This is a genomic window from Halobiforma lacisalsi AJ5, assembly GCF_000226975.2.
Classification (GTDB): Archaea; Halobacteriota; Halobacteria; order Halobacteriales; family Natrialbaceae; genus Natronobacterium; species Natronobacterium lacisalsi.
Genome location: NZ_CP019285.1, coordinates 1 through 26,035, shown reverse-complemented (window position 1 = coordinate 26,035; position 26,035 = coordinate 1). Strand labels below are relative to the sequence as shown.

Here is a 26,035-nt window from a genome sequence, read left to right as displayed (position 1 = left end):
GGGGCCCCTAGTCGTCGCTTGCCGCGAACTCCGTCGCGTCCGCTTCGACGGCCTTCTCCGGCGACTCGGGCAGTTCGTTCCGGACGTCGTCCGACCCCTGTTCCGCGATCGCATCGCGGTAGGCGTCGGGCATCACCTTCACGAACCGCTCGAGGGTACGCTCCCAGTTCTCGAGCAGGCGTTCGCCGCGGTCCGAGCCCGTGTAGGCGACGTGGTTCTCGACGAGGCGGCGCAGCATCTGCTCGTCCTCGTCCTCCAAGTCCTCGTACAGCGAGACCATCCCGGTGTTAGCACGGTCGGCGAAGGAGCCGTCGGGATCGTAGACGTAGGCCACGCCGCCGGACATGCCCGCGGCGAAGTTCTTGCCCGTGTCGCCCAGAACCGCGACCACCCCGCCGGTCATGTACTCGCAGCCGTGATCGCCGACGCCTTCGACGACGGCCTTCGCGCCGGAGTTTCGGACGGCGAAGCGTTCGCCGGCGACCCCGTTGACGTACAGTTGACCGTCGGTCGCACCGTAGAGCGCGACGTTCCCGATGGCGACGTTCTCGGTCGGTTCGTAGCCGGCGTCGTCGGGCGTCCGCACTGCGATCTTGCCGCCCGAAAGGCCCTTACCGACGTGGTCGTTGGCGGTTCCCTCGAGATGCAGGGAGACGCCGTTCGCCAGGAACGCGCCGAAGCTCTGGCCGGCGGTCCCCTCGAGGTCGACCGTGAGCGTGTCCTCCGGGAGGCCGGGTTCGCCGTACCGGCTCGTGATGCGGTTCGAGAGCAAGGCGCCGACCGCGCGGTCGACGTTCTCGACGCGCGTCTCGAGCGCGACCGGTTCCCGGTTCTCCACTGCGTCGGCGGCGGCTTCGAGGAGGTCCCGATCGAGGTGGTCCTCGAGGCCGTGGTCCTGCTCGCGGACCTTTCGGCGGACGTCGCCGCCGGGGTCGGCGAGTACCGCCGAGAGGTCGACGGTGCGGGCCTTCGGGTGGTCGACGTCGTCGCGCTGTTCTAAAGCATCGACGCGGCCGATCATCTCGTCGACCGTCTCGAACCCTAACTCGGCCATGATCTCGCGCAGTTCCTGCGCGATGAAGGTCATATAGTTGATGACGTGTTCGGGCTCGCCGGGGAACCGCTTGCGGAGGTCCTCGCGCTGGGTTGCGACGCCGACGGGACAGGTGTTCTTGTGGCACTGGCGGGCCATCACGCAGCCGCTAGTGACGAGCGAGGCGGTGCCGAAGACGTACTCCTCGGCGCCGAGCAAGGCGGCGACCGCGACGTCGCGGCCGGTCTTCAGCCCGCCGTCGGTCGAGACGCGGATGCGGTCGCGCAGTCCCGTCTCGCGCAGCATCTGGTTCGCCTCGGCGAGGCCGAGTTCCCACGGGAGACCGGCGTTCTTGATCGAGGTGCGGGGCGACGCGCCCGTCCCGCCCGAGTGCCCGGAGATGTGGACCACGTCGGCGTTGGCCTTCGCGACGCCGGCCGCGACCGTGCCGATCCCCGCCTCGGAGACGAGCTTGACGTTGATGTCGGCGTCCTCGTTTGCGGCCTTCAGATCGAAGATCAGCTGTTTGAGGTCCTCGATGGAGTAGATGTCGTGCAGCGGCGGCGGCGAGATCAGCCCGACGCCGGGCGTGGACTTGCGGACGTGGGCGATCATCTCGTTGACCTTCTCGCCGGGCAGGTGGCCGCCCTCGCCGGGTTTCGAGCCCTGGGCCATCTTGATCTGGAGTTCGTCGGCCGAGGAGAGGTACGTCGAGGTGACGCCGAACCGGCCCGAGGCGACCTGCTTGACGTTGCACTCCTTCTCGGTGCCGAACCGTTCGGGCGGCTCGCCGCCCTCGCCCGAGTTGCTCTTGCCGCCGATCCGGTTCATCGCGATCGAATTGTTCTCGTGGGCCTCCGGCGACAGGCTCCCGAGCGACATCGCCGCGGTGGAGAACCGCTCGACGATGTCCTTGACGGGTTCGACCTCCTCGATGGGGATCGGCTCGCGGTCCGAGTCGAACTCGAGCAGGCCCCGCAGCGTCTGGAGGTTCTGTTGCTGGTCGTTGATCAGTTCCGCGAACTCCCGGTACCGTTCGTAGTCGTTCGAGCGGACGGCCTGCTGGAGCGTGCCGACCGTCTCCGGGTTCCACTGGTGGTGGACGCCGTCGGAGCGGTGTTCGAACTCGCCGTGGCGCTCGAGGTCCGAGTCCTCGCCCCCGAAGGCCGCGGTATGGCGCTCGCGGAGGTCGGCCTCGATCTCGGCGAGACCGATCCCTTCGGTGCGGTTCTCGGTGCCCTCGAAGTACTCCGCGACGACGTCGGAGTCGAGGCCGACGGCCTCGAAGATCTGGGCACCCTGGTAGCTCTCGACGGTCGAGATGCCCATCTTGGCCATCGTCTTCAGGAGCCCGTCCTCGACCGCGCCGACGTAGGCGTCGATCGCGTCCGCGGCGTCGGCACCGTCGGGGCCGGCCGTGATGTCCTCGATCGTCCGGAAGGCGAGGTAGGGGTTGACCGCGCCCGCGCCGTAGCCGATCAGCGTCGCGAAGTGGTGGACGGTCCGGGGCTCGGCGGACTCGACGACGAGTCCGACGTGGTTGCGCAGGCCGTTGCGGACGAGCCGGTGATGGACCGCACCGGTCGCCAGCAGACTCGGGATCGCGATCCGGTCGGCGGAGACGTTCCGATCCGAGAGGACCAGGACGTCGTGGCCGGCCTCGATCGCCTCGACGGCGTCCGCGCGGACGCGTTCGATCGCCGCCTCGAGTGCCGCGCCGGGCTCTTCCCCGCTATCGCGTTCGTAGGTGACGTCGATCGTCGCCGCCGTGAGGCCGTTTGCCTCGCAGTCCCGGACCGCCTCGAGGTCGGCGTCGGTCAATACGGGCGAGTCGAGGACGAGTTGCCGGGCGTGCTCGGGGGACTCGTCGAGCAGGTTGCGCTGGAACCCCAGCCGCGATTCGAGGGAGGTCACCAGTTCCTCCCGGATGTAGTCCAGCGGCGGGTTCGTGACCTGGGCGAACAGCTGCTTGAAGTACGAGAACAGCGGCCGATTGAACTCCGTCAGCACCGACAGCGGCGTGTCGTCGCCCATCGAGCCGACGGGGTCCTTTCCTTTCTTGGTCATCGGCTCGATCAGGTTCTCGAGTTCGTCGTGCGTGTAGCCGAAGGCGGTCTGGTAGTCACGCAGGGCGGGAACCTCCGTCCGCGGGCTGCTGTCTGCGGTCTCGCGAATGTCGTCGACGTGGATCTGCTCTCGGTCGACCCACTCGCCGTATCGGTCGTCGGTCAGGTCCTCGAAGACCTCTTCGTCTGGAATGACGCGGCCTTCCTCGGGGTCGGCGAGGAAGAGCTGGCCGGGCTGGAGCCGCCCGCGCTCCTCGACGTCGGCGGGGTCGGTCTCGAGCGCGCCGCTCTCGCTCGCGACGATCAGGCGGTCCTCGCTCGTCACCTCGTACCGGCAGGGCCGGAGCCCGTTGCGGTCGAGGACCGCCCCGACGCGCTCGCCGTCGGTCGCCGCCACCAGCGCGGGGCCGTCCCACGGTTCGACCAGCGAGGCGTGGAAGTCGTACCAGTCTTTTCGATCGTCGTCCATCGCATCGTCGCCCCGCCAGGCCTCGGGGACGAGCATCCGCAGGGCGTGCTCGAGGTCGCGGCCGTCCTGCATCAGGAGTTCCAGCGCGTTGTCGACGCTCGCGGTGTCTGACTGGTCCGGATCGTCGATGATCGGCTTGACGGCCTCGAGATCCGGAATCGTCTCGCTCGCGATGTCCGTCTCGCGGGCGCGCATCCAGTTGACGTTGCCCTGGATGGTGTTGAACTCGCCGTTGTGGATGATCCGCCGATGAGGGTGAGCGAGGTGCCAGGCCCCGAGCGTGTTCGTCGAGAACCGCTCGTGGACCATGACGAACGTCGACTCGAGGCGGTCGTCGGTCAGGTCGGGGTAGTAGGTCGGGAGCTGTTCGCCCTTGAGCAGCCCCTTGTAGACGAGCGTGTCGGCGTTGAGCGAGCAGACGTAGAACCGCTCCGCGCCGTCGATGTCGCGGTCGTCGACCTCGTTCTCGAGGGCGCGTCGTGCGACGTAGAGCCGGCGGTCGAACTCGTCGTCCGCCAGCGGCTCCTCGGGGGCGACGGCGACCTGCCACACGTCGGGTTCGGAGTCGACTGCCGTCGCGCCGAGGTCCGCGTTATCGGTCGGCACCGAGCGCCACTCGAGGGTCTCGAGGCCGTAGGTCGCGAAGGTGTCTTCGGCGAGCGCCCGGATCGTCTCGCGGGCCGCCTCGGACTGGGGGAAGAAGATCGAGCCGACCGCGTAGGTGTCGGGGAGATCGGTCTCGAGAACGTCAGCGAAGAACGCGTCCGGCGTCTGGAGCATGATACCCGCGCCGTCGCCGGTGTCCGCTTCGGCGCCGGTGGTGCCGCGGTGTTCGAGATTGACGAGCAGTTCGAGACCGTCGGCGACGACGTCGCGGCCGCCCTCGCCCGCGAGGTCCATCACGACGCCGACGCCGCAGTTCGACCGGGAGTCCTCGGGATCGGCGAGACCCCGGGAGCGGTCGGTGGATACCGCTCTGTGTGGCTGTGACATACCACTTCGTAGCGGCAATCGATATAAGAGGTTGACCCATAATGACTAAGTGTATTCTAGACACATCCATATGAATATAAGGTGTAAATAGTCGCGGCGCGAGAACTATCAGGTCGATCCAGAAGGAAGGGAAATGTCAGAGGCACGTAGTGTTCACCCACCGGAGTGAACACCACATCGAACTTTCGACGGCCGTTACCAAGCAACCTTGGGTTAAACGATTAGGTTCCGTGTGAACGGCTTACGCATTCACCGTCGACAGCGGCACCGCTCGAGTTACAGGGAGAGAAGGTGGGAAAAAGCGGTGACAATCAGTAAGACTTCGCGAAGTACGCGACCTCGTCGGCGGGTTCGCCACAGACCCCACACTCGTCGTGGTCGGGTTCGGGTACGTCGCCCGCCGTCTCGCCGCCCTCGTCCTCGAGAGGCTGCATGACGATCTCCGCGGCGACCTTCTCTTTGATGGCCTCCTCGCAGGCCTCGTCGCCACACCACGGCGTCTTCACGTAGCCGCCGTGTTTGCCGATCGTCCCCATGATGTCCTCGGGGCTGTGGGCCTCGCGGACGTTCTCCTCGAGGTTCTCCTCGGCGGCCTCGTAGAGTTTGTCGTAGATCTCCTCGAGGTGGGCATCGACCGTGTCGACGATCCCGGCACGGTCGGCGACGGACTGTTCGTTGTCCGGGCGGTGGACCAGGGTGATCTCCTCGTCCTCGACCTCGTTGGGACCGATCTCGAGCCGCAGCGGGACGCCGTTGAGCTCGTGTTCGTTGAACTTGAAGCCGGGATTGCGCTCGTCGCGGTCGTCGAGTTCGACGCGGAAGCCGGCCTCCTCGAGGTCGTCGGCGATGGACTCGGAGTACTCGAGGACGTCGTCCTTGGTGTCATCCTGCCAGATCGGAACGATGACGACCTGCGTGGGCGCGACCGTCGGCGGGAGTACGAGCCCCTGGTCGTCGGAGTGAGTCATGACCAGTGCCCCGAGCGCGCGCCAGGACAGCCCCCACGAGGTGGTGTAGGCCGTCTTCTCTTCTTCGTCCTCGTCGACGAAGGTGATGTCGAACGCCTCGGCGAAGCTCTGGCCGAGGTGGTGGCTGGTGCCGCCCTGGACGGACTTGCCGTCGGGCATCAGGGCCTCCACCGTCGTCGTCGTGTCCGCCCCGGGGAACTTGTCGTGTTCGGGCTTTTTGCCCCGCAGCACCGGGATGGCGAGGACGTCCTCGTAGACGCGCTCGTACTGTTCGAGGCGGGTCCAGACCTCCTCCCAGGCGCTCTCGTCGGTGGCGTGGGCGGTGTGGCCTTCCTGCCACATGAACTCCTTCGTGCGGAAGAACGGCTTCGTCTCCGTAGCCTCCCACCGGACGACGGAACACCACTGGTTCAGCCGCAGGGGCAGGTCGCGGTGGCTGCGGGTCCAGTCGGCCATGAAGGGCGCGATGATCGATTCACTCGTCGGACGGACGGCCAGTCGTTCCTCGAGTTCTTCGTGGCCGCCCTGAGTCACCCACGCGACCTCCGGATCGAACCCTTCGACGATGTCCTTCTCCCGCTCGAGGAAACTCTCGGGGATGAACATCGGGAAGTAGACGTTGTCGACGCCGGTCTCCTTGAACCAGCCGTCGAGTGCGTCCTGGATACGCTCCCACAGGGCGTAGCCGCGGGGCTTCGTGACGATGAACCCGCCCATCGGCGCGTAGTCCGCGAGGCCGGCCTTCTGGACGACTTCGGCGTACCACTCGCCGGGCTTGTGTGATTTCGACTCGGTGATGCCGAGTTCCTGACTCTCGTCGCTCATTGGTTCGACAGTCAGTCACCGCAGTATTAAACCATGCGAAGGCCACCGCGAGGGAATCGGCCTCCCCCGCCACGGCCTCGAACAAACGCCGCGCCGATCGTTTCCCGTTGTCACAGATTTATACGCGTCGCTACCAACGTAATCCCATGCGCGCAATCCAGGTAACGGAATACGGCGACAGCGACCGACTCGAGGCCGTCGAGGCGGACCGCCCGGAACCCGACGCAGGTGAGGTTCGCATCGAGGTCGAAGCCGCGGGGATCAACTTCGCCGATGTGATGCAACGTCGCGGCCACTACCCCGGCGGTCCCGAGACGCCCTACGTCCCCGGGATGGAGGCCGCGGGACGGATCGACGCCACCGGTGAGGGCGTCGACCTGGAGGAAGGCGACCGCGTCGTCGCGATGCTGAACACCGGCGGCTACGCCGAGTACGCGACCGCCGACGCCCAGCGGCTCTTTCCCATCCCCGAGGGGATGAGTTTCGAGGAAGCCGCCGGCTTCCCCGTGCAGTTCCTGACCGCCCACGCCTGTCTGTTCGAGTGGGGCGGCCTCGAGGAGGGCGAAACGGTGCTGATCCAGGCCGCCGCGGGCGGGGTCGGTACCGCCGCGGTCCAGTTAGCCTCGAACGCCGGCGCCGAGGTGTTCGGCACCGCGAGCAGCCAGGAGAAACTCGATCTGGCCGCCGACCTGGGCTGTGATCACCCGATCAACTACACCGAGACGGACTTTCGCGAGGTCGTCGAGGCCGAGACCGACGGCGAGGGCGTCGACCTCGTCCTGGAGAGCGTCGGCGACGACGTCTTCGACCGGAGCCTCGACGCGATGGCCCACTTCGGGCGGATGGTCACCTACGGCGTCGCCAGTGGCGTCCCCGCCTCGGCCGAGAACCAGCGACTGCTGTTCGAGAACAAGACCGTCAAGGGGTTCCACCTCGGCCAGGCCGCCTACCACGACCCGAACAGGGTCATGAAGGCCGTCCCCGACCTCACGCAAGGGCTGACGAACGGCGACCTCCAGGTGATCCTCGGCCAGGAGTTCGCCCTCGAGGACGCCGCCGAGGCCCACCAGTACATCGAGGACCGCAAGAGTTCGGGTAAGGTCGTGCTGAAGCCCTAGACTGAACCCGTTGATGAAAGGGTATTTATAGGACTGCGAAAATACAGGTCGGTTGATAAACGTCCCATCAGTTCCTGTTCGCCGAGAATTCTCGGTTGGGTTGATTGTCCCCTCGACGAGTTCGTGTGAGACGAATGCCGTCGCTTCGCGTGCTGTACGTCGACGGGGAGTCGGCCCTCGAGCCAGTCGGCCACTACCTCGAATCCGAGACCGACGCGGCCGAGTTCGAGGTGCGGACCGAAGCGAGCGTCGACGACGCGCTCGCGGCCCTCGAACGGGTCGACGTCGACTGTATCGTCTGTGGGACGGGCCTCGACGTCGACCCGTTGTCCGTTCTCCGGGCCGTTCGATCGTACGACCGGACGGTACCGTTCGTACTGTTCGCCGACGAAGACGGGGCGTCGGCCGAGACGATCAGCGACGCCTTCGCAGCCGGGGTGACCGACTACGTCCGGAAGGGAAACCAGGCGGCCGAAGAATACGAGGTGCTCGCCCGCCGGATCGAGGCCGCATCTCGCGAGGAGAGCGAACTCTCGCTGGGTCCCGAGCGCGTCGAGGAGGCGATCGACCACGCCGCCGACGCCGTCTTCGTCACCGACACCGACGGACGAATCGAGTACGCGAACGATGCGTTCGAGGGGGTTACCGGTTTCTCCACCTCGGAGGCGATCGGCCGGAACCCGCGGATCCTCAAATCGGGGGAGCAGGGGCAGTCCTACTACGAGCGGATGTGGAACGCGATTCTGGACGGTGAGGTCTGGGAGGAAGAGGTCGTCAACGAGCGAAAGTCCGGCGACCGGTACTTCGCCCACCAGACGATCGCCCCTATCGTCGGCGAGGACGGGACAGTGGAGAAGTTCGTCGCGATCCAGCGGGACGTGACTGACCGCCGACGCCTCGAGCAGGAGATCGAACGCTCCGCGACCACGCTCTCACGGCTCCACGACGTGGCGTTCGAACCGAACCGCCCGGTCGACGAGAAACTCGAGCGCCTCCTCGAGATCGGAACGGAGTCGCTCGCGTTCCCGATCGGCTACGTCACCCGGATCGAGGACGGCACCCAGCGAATCGTCGCGGCCATCGGCGATCACGGACTGCTCCAGGAGGGGGCCACGGACCCGCTCGAGCAAACCTACTGTCGGCACACCCTCGAGGCCGACGACCCGGTCGTGGTGACCGACGCCGCGAACGAGCCAGAGTGGGAGAGCGATCCGGCCTTCGAGCGGTTCGGGCTGCGCTGTTACGTCGGCGCGAAGATCGTCGTCGAGGGTGACGTCTACGGGACCGTCTGTTTCGCGAGCGAGGAGCCGCGGACGTCCCACGTCGGGCAGGTCCAGCAATCGACCGTAAAGGCCCTCGCACAGTGGGTCGGCCACGAACTCGAGCGCCGGCGTTACGAGCGCGACCTCGAGCGCTACGAGGAGATCATCGAGAACGTTCCAGTCGGCGTCTTCCGGTCGACACCCGGCGAGGAGGGGACCTTCCTCGAGGTCAACGACGCGATGGTCGAGATGTTCGATGCTCCGTCGAAGGCGGCGCTGCTCGAGCGACCCCCCACCGAGTGTTACCGGAACCCCGGCCGACGGGCGGAGTTCAGCGAGGCCCTCACCGAGCACGGAGAGCTCCGCAACGAGGTGATCGAACTGGAGACGTTCGAGGGCGACCCGTTCTACGGCTCCCTCTCGGCGATCGAGCGACGCGACGGCGAGGACATCTACTTCGACGGCATCCTCCAGGACGTCACCGAGCGCGAGCGGACGAAGGCGGAACTCGCACGCAGCAGGGAACGGTTACAGGTCCTGTTCGATCAGTCGCCAGACGCGATCATCGTCCACGATTCGGACGGCTGTATCCTCGACGTCAACGAGAAGCAGATCGAACAGACGGGGTACGACCGCGACGAGTTGCTCTCGATGAACGTCGGGGACGTCGAGACGGGGATTTCGCTGCCGGAACTTCGGAGGATCTGGGAGGACCTCGAGCCCGGATCGGTCCTGGAGGTCGAAGGCAAACACCGACGGCGCGACGGCTCGACGTACCCCGTCGAGATCTGGGTAAGCTGTATCGAACTGGACGACGAGCGGCGGTTCCTCGCGCTCAGTCGCGAGATCACCGAACGAAAGGAACGCGAGCGGAACCTCGAGCTCGCACACACCCAGCTCCGGCAGGTCATCGACCTCGTGCCCGACCTGATCTTCGCCAAGAACCGGGACGGCGAGTACATCCTGGCAAACGAGACCGTCGCCGACGTCTACGGGCGCTCGCTCGAGGAGATCGAGGGGAAAACCGACGCGGAACTGCTCGAGTCGGCGGCACAGGCGGACGCCTTCCGGGTGGACGACCGCGAGGTCATCGAGTCGATGGAGCCCAAACACGTCCCGGAGGAGGAACTGACGGCCGCGGACGGTCGGACGCTGTTCATCGAGACGACGAAGATCCCGTTCGAGGTCGCCGGCACGGGCGAGCCGGCGGTCCTGGGCTATGCCCGGGACGTCACCGAACTCAAGGAGCAACGCGACAGGCTCGACCTGCTCAATCAGGTCGTTCGTCACGACGTCCGCAACGACATGCAGGTCGTCAAGGGACGGGCGCAGTTGCTCGCCGATCGACTCTCGGGCGCAGACACGAACACGGACGCGGACGCGAACGCCGGCGTTGACCTGTCCGACGCCGAGGAACACCTCTCGGAGGTCCTCGAGTCGGCCGAGGAGGCCATCGAGTTGACCAAGACCGCACGCGATCTGACCGAGACGATGCTCGAGCGGGACGACGAACGACGGCCAGTGGCGTTGCCGCAGGTCCTGACCTCGCGGATCGACGCGATACGCGCCCGCTACTCCGACGCGCGGATCTCCCTCGAGGGACCGGTACCCGACGTGTCGGTGGTCGCCGACGACATGTTGACGTCGGTCGTCGACAACCTGCTCGTCAACGCGATCGTCCACAACGACGCCGCCGAGCCGCGGGTGACGGCGTCGGCGGACGTCGAGGACGACCGGGTCGTCCTCCGGGTCGCCGACAACGGCCCCGGCATTCCCGACAGCCGGAAGGCGGAGGTGTTCGGGAAGGGGGAGACGGACATCGACAGCCCGGGGACGGGGCTGGGCCTGTACCTCGTCAGGACGCTCGTCGAGCAGTACGGCGGGGACGTCTGGGTCGAGGACAACGACCCCGAGGGGAGCGTCTTCACCGTCTCGCTCCGTCTTGCGGGTGATCGGGAATGAGCGGGCGACAGACAGGGTCGACGCCGGGAGAATCGTCGAGGAACCGAACTCGAAGAGGGCGCCGCGCCGCGCGGCACCGATTGACTGGTTGGAATCCATGACAGACAGCACCGAAAACGCGAGCAGGGAACCCGAACGGATACGCAGCGGTATCGACGGACTGGACGACGTCCTGCGGGGCGGACTGGTGACCGGACGGCTCTACCTCGTCTGTGGCCGCCCGGGGACCGGGAAGACGCTCCTGGGGATGCACTTCCTCGAGGCCGGACTCGAGCGCGGCGAGACGGTGCTTTTCGTCCACGGCGAGGAGTCACGCGAGGAGATCCTCACGAACGGCTCGCGGCTCGGGATCGACATCTCCGACGCCGCGTTTCTCGACCTCGGGCCCGAGTCGGAGTTTTTCACGGAGGACCGGTCGTACGACCTCGTCGATCCGGCCGAGGTCGATCACGACCGGTACACCCAGGACATCCACGAGGCGATCAGGGAGATCGATCCGGCGCGGGTCGTCATCGATCCTATCACCCAACTTCGATACATCGAACCCAACGAGCACCAGTTCCGCAAGCGGATCCTCTCGCTCATGCGGTTTCTCAAGGAACGGGACACGACCGTCGTCACGACGGCTACGGTCTCCGGCGACGGCGAGTACGACGTCGAGGTCCAGTCGTTGAGCGACAGCGTCATCGAACTCGAGCGTGGCGACGGTGGCCGACGGCTCCGGGTGACCAAACACCGCGGTTACGGGCAGAAGCGCGGCAGCCACGGGATGGAGATCAGGGACGGCGGGGTCGACGTGTTCCCGGCGCTGGTTCCCGAGCGCCACGATCGGTCGTTCGAGCCCTACCCGCTCGGATCGGGGACCGAGGCGCTCGACGAGCTCGTCGGCGGCGGACTCGAGTCGGGCACCGTCACCTTCGTGAGCGGACCGACGGGGGCCGGGAAGACGACCACGGCGGCGCAGTTCCTCGCACAGGCCGCGGCGGAGGGAACGAACGCCGTCCTCTACCTCTTCGAGGAAGGGGTCGACACGTTCACGCACCGGTCGGAGTCGGTCGGGCTGCCGATCACGGACCTACGCGAGAAGGGGTCGCTCTCGGTCGAACCGATCGAACCGCTCTCGCTGTCCGCCGAGGAGTTCGCCCACGAGGTTCGAGAGCGGGTCGAACGGGGGGACGCCGAGGTGGTGATGATCGACGGCATCGACGGCTACACGATGTCGCTGCAGGGCCGGACGGAGCGACTCGTACGGAAGTTACACGCGCTGACCCGCTACCTGAAAAACCGGGGCGTCACCGTGCTGGTCACGGACGAGATCCCGCAACTCGCCGGCGTGTCGAACGCCACGAGCGCCAATCTCAGCTACATCGCCGACAACATCGTCTTCATCAGCTACCTCGAGGCCGACGGGGAACTCGAGAAGGTGATCGGCGTGTTGAAGAAACGAGCGGGACCGTTCGACCGGACGCTGCGCACGTTCGAGATCACCGCGGAGGGAGTCCGGATCGGCGAGCCGGTGACGAGCCACACCGGCATCCTGCAGGGACGACCGCGAGAACGGCAGATCGACGGCGGAGTAGGTGAGCGATGAGCGGCGACGCGGACCGACCCAGCGGGACTCCGACGACCGGAGACGACCGCGAGGAAGAGGGCGAGGGCGAGGGCGAGGAGGAAGGCGAGGACGGTGCGGCCGACGGATACCGACAGGTCCCGCCGACCGGCCTCGAGGACGAGTCCGAGGACACGATCCAGTTGCTCGTCACCAACGACGGCGACCGGAGCGCCCTCCGCGAGTTGCTCGCCGACCAGTACCGGGTCGTCACCGACCGACTCGAGGACGCGGACCTGTACCTCGTCGAGGACCGGACGTTCCCGGAGTACCGCGAGGCGCTGCGCGAGCGGACCGAAACGGCCGACCCCACGTTCGTCCCCGTCGTCGTCGTTCGCGGACCCGACTCGAGCGGTCGCTCGTGGCCCGCGCTCGAGCAGCGGTCCGACCCGCCGGTCGTCGACGACGTCGTGGACGCGCCGATCGATCCGCCGCTTCTGTATCGTCGCCTCGAGAGCCTGCTCGTCCGGCGTCGCCAGTCGATCGCGCTGGCGGACCAGGTCGCGACGCTCGAGGAGCGCGAACGCGAGCTTCGAGGGTTCAAGCGGGTCGTCGAACAGACCGGCCACTCGATCACGATCACCGACACGGACGGGGAGATTCAGTACGTCAATCCCAGCTTCGAGGAGATAACGGGGTACACTGCGTCGGAGGCGATCGGGCGCAACCCCCGCATTCTCCAGTCCGGAGAGCACGACGACGAGTTCTACACGGAGCTCTGGGGGACGATCAGGTCTGGAGACGTGTGGAAAGGCGAGGTCGTCAACGAGCGCAAGGACGGGACGCGGTACGTCGTCGACCAGACGATCGCACCGATCACCGCCAACGGTGACATCGAGGGCTACATCTCGGTCAACTCCGACATCACCGACCGGATCCAGCGCGAGCGCGAACTCCGGCAACGCGAGCGCGAACTCGAGGTGCTGCGGCAGATCCTCACGCGCGTCCTCCGGCACAACATCCGGAACGCGCTCACCGTCGTCTCGGGGTACGCCGAGCGGATCGCGACCGATCTCGAGGAGCCCTACGCCGGGATGGGGGAGGCCATCCTCGAGACGACCGACAAGATCGAACGGACCAGCGAGAACGCCCGGGCGATCAGTGCGATCCTCGAGGAGAGCGGCGGCGTGACCGAGCACGATCTGGCGACCGTCGTCGAGAACGCCGTCGCGACGGTCCGGGAGCGGTATCCGGCCGTCACCATCGACGTGGACGTCCCGTCGGAGTATCGGGTCCTCGCCGGGGCGCACCTGCAACACGCGGTCGACAACCTCGTCGAGAACGCGGCCCAGCACAACGACGCCGACGAGCCGCGGATCGACATCGTCGCGGAGACGGCCGAGGACGTCCGGCTCGTCGTCGAGGACAACGGTCCCGGAATCCCGGAGCACGAACTCGAGCCACTCGACAGCGCGGAGGAGACGCCCCTCGAGCACGCAAGCAGCACCGGACTGTGGTTGATCAACTGGGTCGTCGAACTCTCCGACGGGAGCCTCGAGTTCGACGTCAGCGAGGACGGCACCCGCGTCGAGATCGAACTGCCGGCGGCAGGAGCCGTCGACCCGGCGTGACGCCGACCGGTCTCCGCCGCGGATCGTCGCAGCGGCGAGCGGTCCGCGGCCGTCAGGAACTGGACTCGACCTCGGCGTCGGCGTCGGCGTCGAAGGACACGTCCCACTCGAGGTCGTGACGGACGAACTCGGCCTCGTCCAGCGGCTCGCCGCCCCGGAACGCGAACTCGCCGGCGATCGTCCGCCCCTCGAGGACGCCGGGCAGCCAGAGCCGGTCGTCCTCCCACATCCGATCGTAGGGGACGTCCTCGATATCGACCCACTCCGGGCGAGCCTCGTCCGAAGCGGTCGGTTGTCCCCGGAACGCAGTCGTCCGGAAGACGTGACAGAAGGTGTGGACTTCGCCGTCCAGCAGGAACGTCAACTCGCCGGCCTTCTCGAGGTCGACGGGGTCGATCTCGAGGCCGACCTCCTCGCGCGTTTCGCGGACGGCACACTCCCGGGGCGTCTCGTCGCCCTCGAGTTTGCCGCCGGGGCCGTTGTACCAGCCCTCGCCGAGCCCGCGGCGTTTCTCGATCAGGAGGACGTCGTCGGCGTCGGTCACGCCTGTCGCGTCGGTCGCGCTCGAGCCGGCTTCCGGCCCGTTCTCGGTCGGTCGCGCCCGCAGCGGGAAACACAGCGTCGCCTCGATCATATCGGATCGTTCGGTCGAACCGACATAAGCGCACGTATCCCCGGCGTCGGCCGATTATCACTCTGAACGGGGGGTGTCGTCCGTCGTCGGCCGGCGGTGCGGGGCTACGGGGCGTCGTCCCTTCGGTACTCGTCGGGTGCACAGCCGAGCGACCGGTGGGGACAGCGCCCGCAGTGCGGTCCTGGTGACGTCTCCCGGTAGGCGGGGTCGTCGACCGACTCGAGGGTCTCCAGGACCGTCGACCACGACGGCAGGGCCTCGTCGTCGGGATCGAAGAGTTCCACGCACGGGGCGGCTCCGGCGGACCCCTCGCCATCGGTCCCCTCGCCGACGTAGACGTACCCGACGGCCGCGAGCGGCTCGTCGAATCGGTCCTCGCAGGCGCGGGCGTAGAGCACGAGCTGGACGGCCTCCTCCGGCGGGATCCGCTCGGCGGTCGTCTTGTAGTCGAGCACGGCGAGTTCCCCGTCGGGCGTCCGCCGAACGGAGTCGACGTAACCGACCACGTCGCCCGCGACGCCGTCGACCTCCTCGAGCGAGAACGGGAGTTCGGCGGCCAGGGGCTCCCAGTCGGCGACGGGCCGGTCGTACTCGTCGGCTGCGGCCGCGAAGAAGCGATCGACGCAGGAAAGCACCTCCTCGCGGTCCTCCTCGAGGCCGCGGGCGGTGAGCTGTCGACGGGCGGCCGTCTCCCACTCGGCTTTCGTCCCGTAGTCGCGGTGGAACGCCTCCTCGGCGACGTCGTGGAAGACGGTGCCGACGATCCGGGAGCTTCCATCGCCGTCGCCGTCTCCGTTTCCGTCTCCGTCGTCGCCCCCGCTCGAGGCCGTCCCGTCTCCCACCGCAGGGTCGTCGACCGCCCGGACCACGTGGTCCAGGTAGTGTTTCCGCGGACAGGTCTCGTGGGTCCGCATCGCCGTGTAGCTGTGGGTGATCGCGACCGGAAGCTCGGTCGCGTTCGCGAGCGTCTCGACCGGGAACCGGACGGCGTCGGTCGTCAGCGTCGACAGGCTCCGCTCCGCGGGGACCCGGAGGGGGTCGTCCTCGAGGGCCCCGTAGCTCGCCGCGTCGGCCGCGGGCAGGAGCGTTCCCGTCCGCAGCAGTCGGCCCAGACGGTGGACCCGTTCGATCGCTTCTCGCGTCCGCAGGGGCTCGACGTGTCGGTCCTCGTAGTCGGCGTAGTAGGTGATCGACCCCGGCGTGACGCCGCTCGAGCGGGAAAGCGCGTCGGTGCGGTCGGCGACGCTCTCGGGGTAGGTCTCGCGGACCCGCTCGAAGCTCTCGGTCAGCGACGACCAGAGGTCCATCCGGCGGCCGGCCGTCGACCACTGAACGGCATCCGGGAGACAGCCGTCGGCGGTCGAGACGCCGAGTTCGCCGGCCCCGTCGTCGCCCTCGTAGTCGTACTCGGTACCGAACACGAAGAGGTGGTTCGCCGCCCGCGTGAGCGCGACGTGGAGCACTCGCCACTCCTCGCCGACGCTCTCGGCGGCGACGTCGGCGAGCAGCGGGGAGTCGTCGTTCTCGAGCGCCGCGGCAAGCAGCCGTTCCCTGGCGCGCTCGGCGTAGTCCGACTCGACGCACCACTCCTCGTCCGAGAGGTAGGGGACGAGCACGGTGTCGAACTCCAGGCCCTTCGCCTGGTGGACCGTCATCACGTCCACGCAGTCGCTCGAGCGCGTGCCCCGGGTGCGGTCGCTCCCGCCCCCCTCGAGGGTCGCCTCGAGCGCGTCGAGGAACTCGGGCGAGAGCGTCCGCAACACGGAGTCGGCGTCGTAGGCCTCGACGAACCGCTCGATCCGGTCGAACTCGGCGCGCTCGTCGCCGGTCAGGTACCACTCGAGGTTCGTGACCTCCCGGAACCGACGGAGGAAGCCCGACAGGGGATAGACGCGACGATATCGGTCGAGCGTCGCGAGGTGGTCGCGGGCCCGCTCGAGCCGTTCGGGGTGGTTCAGGCGGTCGTGCTCGAGGCCGTCGCTCCCGTCCCCGTCGCCCCCGTCGCCGACCGCGAAGACCGCATCACGGAGCGATCGGTCCTCGCCGCGAGCGTACCGCTGCAGGGTTTTCAGGTCGTCCTCCGGGACCCGATACCGGTAGAGCAACGCCCGCCGGAGGTGGGCGTCCGCCCCCGGATCCACGAGCGCCCGGAGGTACGACAGGACCGTCCGGATCCCGGGCGACACCTCGCCGCCCGGCGACCCCGACACCTCGTAGGGGATCCGTCGATCCTCGAGCGCGTCGGCGACGGCCTGGGCGTGGCGGTTCGTCCGGACGACGACGGCCAGGTGCTCGAGCCGTCGCCGCGGGACGTTCTCCGCTTCGCCGTTGAGCAGCCGCGAAACGGTCGTCGCGACCTGCTCGGCCGTCGGGCGTTCGATCTCGTCGCTCTCGACCTTGACGACGTGGTCGAAGGGGGGTTCAGTTTCGGGTTCGCCGTCCCCGTCTCCGTCGTCCGCGTACTCGTACCCCTCGTAGTCCGCGTACTCACCCCTGGTCCGCCCGTCCTCGCGCAGCGTCTTCGAGGACTGGTGGCCGTACTCACAGCGGTTCGCGAGGTCGAGGATCTCCTGTCGCGAGCGGAAGTTGAGCCCGAGTTCGACCGCCTCGTGGTCGTCGTAGACCGCCTCGAGCCGGTCGAGCCCCTTCCGGTCGGTGCCCCGCCAGCCGTAGATCGCCTGATCCTTGTCGCCGATCGCGAACAGCGACGGGCGGTCCGGTCCGCGGGTCAGTTCGGTGAGCAGGGAAAACTGGGTACCGTCGGTGTCCTGAAACTCGTCGCAGTAGACCTGGGCCCAGCGGCCGGCGATCCCGTCGGCGACGGCCTCGTCCGCGAGCAGGTCCGTCGCCGTCCGGACGAGTTCGTCGAAATCGAGCGCGCCGCGATCCGCGAGCGCCTCGTGGTAGTCCGCGTAGACGTCGGCGTAGTGGCGCGCGAGCCGGAGGAACTCGACGTAGTGTTTCAGCCGCCCGAACGGGCTCTGCTCGAGCCGTTCGGTGGCGTCCCGTCGGATGGCGTTGCAGAACAGCGCCCGCGGGAGCTGTTTCGTCTCGGGCTCCTCGAGCGAGAGTGCCTCGATCGTCCTGGTCACGCAGTCCTGGAGGACCTCGAGGTAGCGGTCGACGTCGCGGACGACCGCGTCCTCGGTGAACGCCGGCGACTCCTCGATCTTCTCGCGGCAGTACTGGATCAGTTTCCCGTAGTCGACCAGCGACTTCGTCGCTTCCTCGAGGTGGTCGGGTTCGTTGAAGTACCGGAGCGCCTCGGCGTCGAACGAGAGGTCCGCGTTCGCCCGGCGCTCGAGCCAGAGGACGAACTCGGTGCACAACTCGAGGGTGCGGACGTCGGGCAGTCGCTCGCGGAGTTCGTCGGGGTCGACGTCCTCCTGGCTCATCTCCTGGATGAACCCGTCGACCTCGCGGGTGAGTTCCGCGGGCGAGCCGTCGCCGGTGGCGGCCGCGAAGCCGTAGTCGTTCTCCGCGAGCAGGCGGCCGACGATCCGCCGGCGCTTGCGGTCGGTGACGACGTCGAACTCCGGATCGTAGCCGAGGTAGTAGGCGTACTCCCGGACCAGCCGGTGACAGAACGAGTGGTAGGTGTAGACGTCGATCGCCGCGGCCGCGTCGGGGTCGAGTCGCTCGGTCACCGCGTCCCGGATGTTGCCCGCGGCCTCGTTCGCGAAGGTCAACACCAGCACGTCGTCGGGGTCGACCTCGCCGCCCTCGATGGCGCGCTCGATCCGCATGAGCATCGTGGTCGTCTTCCCGGTTCCGGCCCCCGCGTCGACGGAGGTACAGGCGGCCGTACTCTCGATGACCGCCGTCTGGTTGCCCCGGGGCTCGAGGTCGCCGTCGCCCGCGAGCAGGTCGGCGACGTCGTCGGTCGTCTTCGGGCTCGAGCGGTCCGTCCCATCCGCTCGCTCAGGCATCGAACCCCACCTCCGTCTCGAGGTAGTCGCCACAGCAGACCCGGTACTCGCAGTCGGGGCACTCCTCGTCGCGGACGTCCGCCCACCGCTCGCCCGGGTCGAACGCGCCCGCCCGGACCCGGTCGACGACCGACTCGAGCCGTCCGTCGACGGTCTCGTTGCGGTGTTCGTGGGTCATCCCGAACGTGTGGTGGTCGACGTAGACGTCGGTAAGGTCGACGACCTCGATGTCGGTCTCGACGGTCTCTCTCACCCAGTTGATCGAGGCGTTCGACCGGTCGGCAAGCGGAATCTGGACGTACCGACAGGTCCGCTCTGTCAGCCCGAGCCGGTCCCGGTAGTTCCGGAGGCCGTCGAGGATCACGGCCGTCTCGAGCAAGGCGGCAGCCGGCCCGGGGTCGAACGCGTCGGCTTCGGGATCGAAGTGGTCGACGAACCGATCCTCGACGCGCTCCCAGTCCGAACGGTACCGCAGGTAGCTGAGCGGCCACAGCGTCGGGACGAACCGCACGGCGACCAGCGACGAGCCGTCGGCGTAGACGTAGTCGACGGGGGCCTCGAGGGTGACGGGGGCGAGGTCGGCGTCGGCCTCGCTTTCACCCGCACCCGACCCGCCCTCGGGGCCCCCGCTCGAGGATTGCACCGTCGTCGAGAGTTCGAGATCCGGGCCGACGAGCGGCCGGTCCGCTTCCCGCTCGTCCTCGAGCCGAGCGATGCCGGCCGCGTGGTCGGCTCCGACGCGGTCGACGTACGCCTCGAGCGTCGCCTCGAGGACGCGGCGCTCGTGACGTCGCTGGGCCCGGGAGTGGAAGTGCTCGTCGTGGTCGTCCCACAGCGTCGCCAGCCGTCGCGTGGCGCGTTCGGCCAGCGTTTCGGGGTCGACGTCGCCGGCCGCCTCCGCGAGCGCGTCACAGAGCGCCCGCCGCAGGAGCGCGACGCGGTCGACCGTGGACTCGTCCTCCCTGTCGGTCTCCTCGCCCTCGAGGCCGTCGACGTGGGCGAACTCGTACCGTCGCGGACACTGGAGGTAGGTCCGAAGGCCCTCGACGGAGATCGAGTCGGGGGTCGTTTCGGCGTCCCGGTCGGAACCGGGTGCCCGGTCAGTCACGCCGCACCACCTCCCCGGCCGCGAACTCGAACTGCGAGCGGACCGCCTCGGCGAGTTCTTCGTCGACGTCACCCTCCTCGAGGACGAGCGCGATCTCCTCGAACAGCTCCTCGGTCGCCGCGAGGTCCGCCTCGCCGCCGGTGCTGGCCTCCCGGAGCACCCGCTCGAGTTCCCCGCGGGGCTGGTCGAGCAGGGCCTCGACGGCGTTGCTCTCGCCGTAGATGGCCGCGTTCGATTCGGTTGCGACGTCCTCGAGCGCCAGCCCGGGGGTCGACTCGATCAGTTTCAGGTATCGGGATTCGTCGTAGCTGCGGCGCAGGCCGCCGGAGCCGCGCTCGTAGGAGCAACAGTACAGGCGACGCGTCGCGGCCCGGGCGCCGAGTGCGAGCCGTCTACGGGCCCGCTGGGCGTGGTAGGCGTCGAAGGGGTCGCCGACCGCGTCCGGCCCGTCGACCGGGGCGAACGTCTCGGCGACGGTCCCGGCCGATGGCCCGGTGACGGCTGGGTACGACGACGACTCGCGGAGCCAGGTCGAGGGAAACAGTTGCGTGAGGAACTGCTCGCCGGGGTATGTGTCGTCGACGAGGTCGAGCAGGAAGACGACCGCCCGCGGGTCGTACTTGAGGTCGTCGACGGCACAGACCGTGACGCCGCCGGTCGGCGGCTGCGTTTCGACCGAATGGACGTAGGGCGCGTCGTACTGGATCGTCCGCCGGAGCATCCGGCGCAGCCCGTCCCAGTCCGGCGCGACGAGGTCCGTGTCCTCGACGAAGTCGGCGATCTCGAGGACGCGGCGGATCCCCTCGTACTGCTCGCGGGCGTCGACCCACTCCTCTCCGGCCGCGATCCGGCCCTTGAGGTCCGTCCGGCGGATCCACCGCCGGAGCGAGCGGGCGACGCTCGCGTCCGCACAGGCCTCGAGCAGGTCCGGTGAGAAGCCGTCGACCCGGGCTCGCAGGCGCTCGAGGGCGGCCTCCCGGTCGTACTCGGTTCGGGGGCGGGGGCCATCGTCCTCGGCTTCGGCCCCGCTCGCGGCCCCGGACGCGAGACCGCCCTCCCGCGACCGCTCGCACTGGAGCGTGACGAACGCGTAGAGTTCGTTGACCGCCGGATCCTCCGCGAGGGAGGGCGTGCCGATCGTCGCGGTCGGGATCCCGGCCTCCCGAAGCCGTCGCCTGGTCTCCGGCACGCGCTCGATCGACGGGACGGCGACGGCGAAGGCGTCGTAGCTCCAGTCGTGGCGGTCCTCGAGCGCCCCGATCTCCGTGGCGACGGCACGGACCTGTTCGCGGGGCGTGCGGGCCCGAATCCGCCGAGCGCGACCGATCGGCTCGTCCTCGTCCCCGGCCTCGAGGTCCGGCGGCTCGCCGGTCGCGAGAAAGCGAACGAGTTCGGCGTGGGGCGGTCGGTCGGCAGCACCGTCGGGGCGAGAATCGATCCGCTCGAGGGCGAGCCCTGGTTCGGCGTCGACGACGTCCGTGACCCGACCCGGTTCGACGCGGGTGCGCTCGACGCTGGCGTGGCCTTCCCCGAGACAGACCAGGTCGGCGTCGGCCGTCAGCGCCCCGAGGTAGCGCCGGTCGAGTCGACGGAACTCCTCGAACTCGACGGCGAGCACGGCGTCGAACGAGTCGGTCACGCGTGACCGAAGGCCGTCGGCGTCGTCCTCGAGCAGCGAGAGCGCCCGCGGGATCACGTCCGCCCGCTCGACGTAGCCGCGGTCCTCGAGTTCGTCGTGGAACCGGTCGTTCATCGCGTAGAGGAAGGCGAGGCAGTCGTCGATTCGGCTCCGTTGGGCGTTCCCGGCGCTGTCCGCACTCTCCGCTTCGGGCACGTCCTCGAGTCGAACCCGCTGTCGGGTCGCCGCGAGCAGCAACTGCCCGACGTCGCGGGCGAAACTCTCCCGTCGCGCGGCCCGCCGGAGGTAATCCGGTACGTCCCGGCTCGCGCCCTCGATCACGAGCGAGACGAGTTCGATACGCTCCTCGTACTCGAGTCGGTCGAGGGTCGGGTCGTACTCTTCCAGGACCTTCGAGGCGTGTTCCGGCACCGACTCGACGCGGGGCGAACTGGGACCGTCAGCGGCGTAGACCCCGGCGAGGCGGCGGCGAACCGACTCCAGCCCCGAGGGGTGACGTTTCAGGACCAGGACGTTTCGGGGGCCGTGCTCCTCGGCGAGGGCGGCGTACTCGCGGGCGACGTCCTCGAGTGGCGTGCTCCCGGTGCCGGGGACCGGCCGAAGCCTGCAGACGCCCTCGAGGGGAAACTCGGTCGGCATCGATACGTCACCCTGTAGGGTGGAATAGGTATTTAAACGTACGGCGACGGAACCTCACCGGTAGGCGAGTTTGAGTTCGATTTCGTTGACCGCCCCCAACAGCAGGTCCGGGATCTCCTCCCGGAAGTAGGAGCCGGTGAGCCGCTTCGCCGGTCCCGCGACGGAGACGGCCCCGTAGACGTCGCCCTCGAGGACGATCGGCGCCCCGACGGCGCGGATCCGCTCGTGGGACTCCCGGTCGTTGAACGCGACGCCCTCCTCGCGGACCGCGGCGAGTTCGTCCTCGAGGTCGTCCCGCGACGTGGTCGTCCGATCGGAGACGGCAGCGAGGCCGCCCTCGAGAAGTTCCGCGCGCCGTTCCCCGGGAAGTTCCGCAAGGATGGCCTTGCCAGCCGAAATCGTGTGTAACGGCTTCCCTCTGCCGACCCAGGAGTCCGTCGGGACGCCGCGTTCGCCCACGCGTCGGTCCACGTAGACTCCGCGGCCGTTCTCCTCGGCCACGAGGTTGACCGTCTCGCCCGTCTCCGCGACGAGTTGCTCGAGGACGGGATCCGCGGCCTCGAGCAGGTCGCGGTAGTGCCGTTTCGCCCGCTCGCCCGTGTCCATGAATTTGAGGCTGAGCCGGTAGCCGTCCTCCTCGGCGACGACGTAGCCGTGGTCGCGCAGTGTCCGGAGATGGTCCGAAGCCGTGCTGTTGGCGACGTCGACGGCGTCGGCGATCTCGGTCAGGCGCGCCCGCCCGCGGTCGGCGAGGGCGTCGACGATGGCGAAGGTGGTCTCGGTGGCCTTGATGCCCGATCCGGCGTTCGAGTCGGACCCTGGTCCCTCGTCCGACCCGCTGTTCGGTCCCATACCGGTGGAGACACCGGGTTCGGGATATCCCTTTTGGAAGCCGGCCCGCTCGAACGAAAGGGGGCGAAACGGTCGGCGGCCGGATCAGGGTCGTTCGCCGTACCGGTACAGCACGACCGCCAGCACGGCGCCGACTGCCGGGAACGCCGCAAGTCCGGCAAACGTTCCCGCGATCGACGTGATCTCGAGGAGGTAACCGGTGATCGCCGCGCCGGCGGCGCCGATGCCGAAGGTCCCGAGGTAGGTGTAGCCGTAGGAGAGCCCCCGGTCACCCGGCGGGCTGTACTCGGCGATCGTCGCCTGGTACATCGGCTGCAGGGCAAAGAGGAAGAACCCGAGCAGCACGCTGACGACGAGCAGCGAGGCCAGCCCGGCTTCGGCCGCGGGGACGAAGAGGAGGGCCACGACGGCCAGCGATCCGAAGATCGCCACGAGGCCGGTCTCCGTCGGGATCCGGTCGGTCAGCTTCCCGCCGACGAACTGGCCGGCCATCCCGACCATCAGCAGGCCGGCGTAGAGGTACGACGCGGGATCGAACTCCTCGGCCATCGGACTGTCGGGGTCGAATAGCTGGAGCTGATCGGCGACGTCCGGCATGAAGCCGCTCAGTACGTCCGGCAGGAAAGTCAGCGTGCCCCGGTAGAACAGCCCGTTCATCATCACGATGAAGATCGCGATCGTGAAGCCGAAGGTAAACAGCGTGCGGGTGTCCTCGATGAAGCCGGCCAGCGAGGTCGGGCCCCCGTCCCCGTCCCCGGCGTCGGCGTCCGCACCCCCGTCGGCACGGACGGCCGCGGTCTCGTCGAAACTCGCGGTGACCGCGTACGCAATCGCGATCACCGCCGGCAGGACGAGCAGGCCCGTGACGAGCCGCCAGTCGAAGAAAAGCAGGAGGACGGCGGTGATCAGCGGCCCGAACGCGATGCCGAAGTTGCCGGCCATCCCGTGATAGGCGAAGCCGGTGCCGCGCTGCTCGACGCCGGTCGAGATCAGCGAGAGGCCCGCGGGGTGGTAGATGCTGGCGGCGACGCCCCAGAGACAGAGCGCGATCGTGATCGTCACGATTCCCTGTGCGGCACCCAACAGGAGGAAGGAGCCGCCCATACCGGCGAGACAGGCCAGGACGAGTTCTCGAGAGCCGAACTTGTCGGCGAGGACACCTGCAGGCAAGGCCCCGAGGCCGAACAGCCCGTATCCGATCGCGACCGCAGTGCCGAGCACCGCTGTCGTCACGTCGAACTCGGTCAGCCAGATCACCATCAGGATCGGAATAGAGAGCTCGTAGGTGTGGACGACGGCGTGAGAGATCATCACGAATCCCGTGATGGATCTGTCGTTGTCGTTCATCCCGCCCGACTGCTCCGTGCTCATGCGTGTCGGACAGACGGAGACCCTCCCGCATAACGATTGCTAACTCCAGACGGCCGAAACCGGCAGAATTGGGCGGTATCGTCGGGATCGTTCGATCGACGAGGGGTCGTGTCAGCGCCGCCGAGCCGTCACTCGTCCGCGTTCATCCAGACGCTCGCCTGGGGCTCGAGGGGATCCGTCGGCACCTCCACCAGCGTCGGCCCGTCGCGCTCGAGGGCTTCGCCGACCGTCGTGGCGATCCCGTCGGGGGTCTCCGCGCGCATCGTCTCGAGACCCATCCCGTCGGCGACGGCGACGAAGTCGATCGGCACGTCCGTCCAGCCGTACTCGCCGGGGTCCATCCGGTAGCTGCGCTCGGCCTCCTCGCTGATGATCGCGTAGTCGCTGTTGTTGAGGACGACTACGGTGACGTCTACGTCTTCCTCGGCGATCGTATGCAGTTCGTGAACACACATCATTAGCCCGCCGTCGCCGGTGAGCGCGACGACGTCCTGGTCGGGGTTCGCGACGGCCGCCCCGATCGCCGACGGGACGCCGGTCCCCATCGTCGCCCACGAGCCGGGATTGACGTAGTCCCGGGGGTCGTACGCCTCGAACGCGACCAGCGTCCACAGGCGAAAGCCGCCCGCGTCAGCCGTCACGACGGCGTCCCGCGGGATCGTCTCCCGGAGCGCCTCGAGCGCGCTGACGGTGGTAAGCGGCGGTTCGTCGCCCTCGCGCAGGGCCGCGATCCGGTCTCGGGTTCCCGTTCGTGCCTGCCGGGCGCGCTCGAGCCCTGCCTCGTTCGCGATCTCGCGGTCGGGGTCGGCGAGTTCGTCCTCGAGCGCCGCCAGCGTCTTCGCGGCGTCGGCGACGATCCCGACCGTCGGCTCGTAGCCGGTGCCGACGTCGGACGCCTCGAGCGTGACGTGAACGAGGTCCTCGGGGATCTCGATCGACCAGTTCTTGGTCGTCACCGCGTCGAAGTCGGTGCCGACGCCCAGTGCCGCGTCCGCCTCGGCGATGCACTCCTTGACGGCCGTGCCCGTGCCGCCACAGAGCGTGCCCGCGGCCAGTTCGTGGTCGTCGGGGAAGACACCCTTCCCCTTGTAGGTCGTGATAACGGGCGCCTCGAGACGTTCCGCGACGGCCCGGAGTTCGTCCGCGGCCTCGGCCGACCGCACTCCGCCGCCGGCGACGATAATCGGTGTGGCCGCGTCGGCGAGGAGGTCGGCCGCCGCAGCGAGGTCGTCCGCGGGGACGTCCCCGGGCGCGTTCGCGGGTCCCTCGCTCTCGCCGGAGGCGGCCAGCGGCACGTCCATCGGGAGGAAGTTCTTCGGAATGCCGACCCGGACCGGCCCCTTCGGCGGCGTGCGAGCGACCTCGATCGCTCGCTCGAGTTCCGCGACCGTGCTGTGGGGCGTCTCGACCGTGACGTTCTCCTTGACGACGTTGTCGTAGGTGTCGGGCGGCGTCTCGTGGATGCCGTCGCCGCCCCGGATCTCGGGTTCGGTCTCGACGGCGAGATGGAGCATCGGCGTGCAGTCGTTTTTCGCGTTCTTCAGGCCGTTCATCGCGTTCATGTCTCCGGGGCCGGGGATGACGACCGTCGCAGCCATCTCGCCGCTCGTCTCGGCGTAGCCCCACGCCTGGTGAGAGACCGCGGTCTCGTGGCGGGCCATCACGAACTCGATGTCGTCCCGTTCGCCGATGGACTCGTTCAACGGGAGGGTCTGCTTTCCGGGGATGCCGAACAGCGTGTCGATGCCGTTGTCCACCAGGCAGTCGATGACGGCCTCGTTTACCTGCATACCGGCCAATATTGCGGAGACAGCGTAAAGCTTGAGGATACCGTTCCGCTCACGGGGAAAGGAGAAGCGACGGAGCGACGACTGCCGACTGCCGACTGCCGACCACCGATCGCCGACTACCAGACTCCCGGCAACACCCGAATTCGGTCTTTCCCTTCCGCTTCGGCAACCCTTAATAGTCGTTCCTGACAACTCCC

Annotated in this window: 13 protein-coding genes; 4 read left to right on the top strand and 9 right to left on the bottom strand. The window is 68.2% G+C overall.

What is annotated here, in order from left to right; genetic code table 11:
• Nucleotides 1-7: 7 nt before the first annotated feature.
• Both gltB and proS read right to left on the bottom strand, forming a co-directional pair.
• Nucleotides 8-4,561: a glutamate synthase large subunit gene (gltB, locus tag CHINAEXTREME_RS00065; RefSeq protein ID WP_010546520.1), complete on the bottom strand. Its 4,554-nt coding sequence runs from the start codon at nt 4,559-4,561 to the stop codon at nt 8-10.
• Nucleotides 4,562-4,872: 311 nt separating this feature from the next.
• A complete protein-coding gene (gene proS / locus CHINAEXTREME_RS00060) occupies nt 4,873-6,354 on the bottom strand; it encodes a proline--tRNA ligase (protein WP_007140390.1) in 1,482 nt (493 codons plus the stop codon).
• A gap of 146 nt (nt 6,355-6,500) precedes the next feature.
• Between proS and CHINAEXTREME_RS00055 the strand changes: the two genes are divergently transcribed.
• The 4 genes from CHINAEXTREME_RS00055 (at nt 6,501) to CHINAEXTREME_RS00040 (ending at nt 13,876) form a co-directional block, all read left to right on the top strand.
• A complete protein-coding gene (locus CHINAEXTREME_RS00055) occupies nt 6,501-7,472 on the top strand; it encodes a quinone oxidoreductase family protein (RefSeq protein WP_007140391.1) in 972 nt (323 codons plus the stop codon).
• Nucleotides 7,473-7,606: 134 nt separating this feature from the next.
• Nucleotides 7,607-10,696 (top strand): PAS domain S-box protein, encoded by a 3,090-nt coding sequence (locus CHINAEXTREME_RS00050; RefSeq protein ID WP_007140392.1) that lies wholly within the window; start codon nt 7,607-7,609, stop codon nt 10,694-10,696.
• A gap of 97 nt (nt 10,697-10,793) precedes the next feature.
• Entirely contained in the window at nt 10,794-12,287 is a 1,494-nt protein-coding gene (locus CHINAEXTREME_RS00045; RefSeq protein ID WP_007140393.1) for an ATPase domain-containing protein, read from the top strand.
• Nucleotides 12,284-13,876, top strand: a complete 1,593-nt coding sequence (locus CHINAEXTREME_RS00040; RefSeq protein ID WP_007140394.1) for a PAS domain S-box protein — start codon at nt 12,284-12,286, stop codon at nt 13,874-13,876. Before CHINAEXTREME_RS00045 ends, CHINAEXTREME_RS00040 begins: the two co-directional genes overlap by 4 nt.
• A gap of 52 nt (nt 13,877-13,928) precedes the next feature.
• Here CHINAEXTREME_RS00040 and CHINAEXTREME_RS00035 read toward each other — a convergent pair whose 3' ends face one another.
• From CHINAEXTREME_RS00035 to CHINAEXTREME_RS00005, 7 genes are all read right to left on the bottom strand, one after another.
• On the bottom strand, nt 13,929-14,510 hold the full coding sequence (locus CHINAEXTREME_RS00035; RefSeq protein WP_007140395.1) for an 8-oxo-dGTP diphosphatase: 582 nt from the start codon (nt 14,508-14,510) through the stop codon (nt 13,929-13,931).
• 104 nt (nt 14,511-14,614) lie between these two features.
• The gene (locus CHINAEXTREME_RS00030; RefSeq protein WP_007140396.1) at nt 14,615-18,439 is read right to left on the bottom strand and encodes a UvrD-helicase domain-containing protein; all 3,825 of its coding nucleotides are present in this window, start codon (nt 18,437-18,439) and stop codon (nt 14,615-14,617) included.
• Complete coding sequence (locus CHINAEXTREME_RS00025; RefSeq protein ID WP_007140397.1) at nt 18,432-19,547, bottom strand: PD-(D/E)XK nuclease family protein; 1,116 nt, start codon at nt 19,545-19,547, stop codon at nt 18,432-18,434. The genes CHINAEXTREME_RS00030 and CHINAEXTREME_RS00025 overlap by 8 nt, the downstream gene beginning before the upstream one ends.
• Complete coding sequence (locus CHINAEXTREME_RS00020) at nt 19,540-21,825, bottom strand: PD-(D/E)XK nuclease family protein (RefSeq protein ID WP_007140398.1); 2,286 nt, start codon at nt 21,823-21,825, stop codon at nt 19,540-19,542. Before CHINAEXTREME_RS00020 ends, CHINAEXTREME_RS00025 begins: the two co-directional genes overlap by 8 nt.
• A gap of 54 nt (nt 21,826-21,879) precedes the next feature.
• Nucleotides 21,880-22,677 carry an IclR family transcriptional regulator gene (locus tag CHINAEXTREME_RS00015; RefSeq protein ID WP_007140399.1) on the bottom strand — a complete coding sequence of 266 codons (798 nt, stop codon included), beginning with the start codon at nt 22,675-22,677 and terminating at the stop codon, nt 21,880-21,882.
• Between the two features lie 84 nt (nt 22,678-22,761).
• Nucleotides 22,762-24,048, bottom strand: a complete 1,287-nt coding sequence (locus CHINAEXTREME_RS00010) for an MFS transporter (RefSeq protein ID WP_007140400.1) — start codon at nt 24,046-24,048, stop codon at nt 22,762-22,764.
• Nucleotides 24,049-24,176: 128 nt separating this feature from the next.
• Nucleotides 24,177-25,838 carry a thiamine pyrophosphate-binding protein gene (locus CHINAEXTREME_RS00005; protein WP_007140401.1) on the bottom strand — a complete coding sequence of 554 codons (1,662 nt, stop codon included), beginning with the start codon at nt 25,836-25,838 and terminating at the stop codon, nt 24,177-24,179.
• Nucleotides 25,839-26,035: the final 197 nt, after the last annotated feature.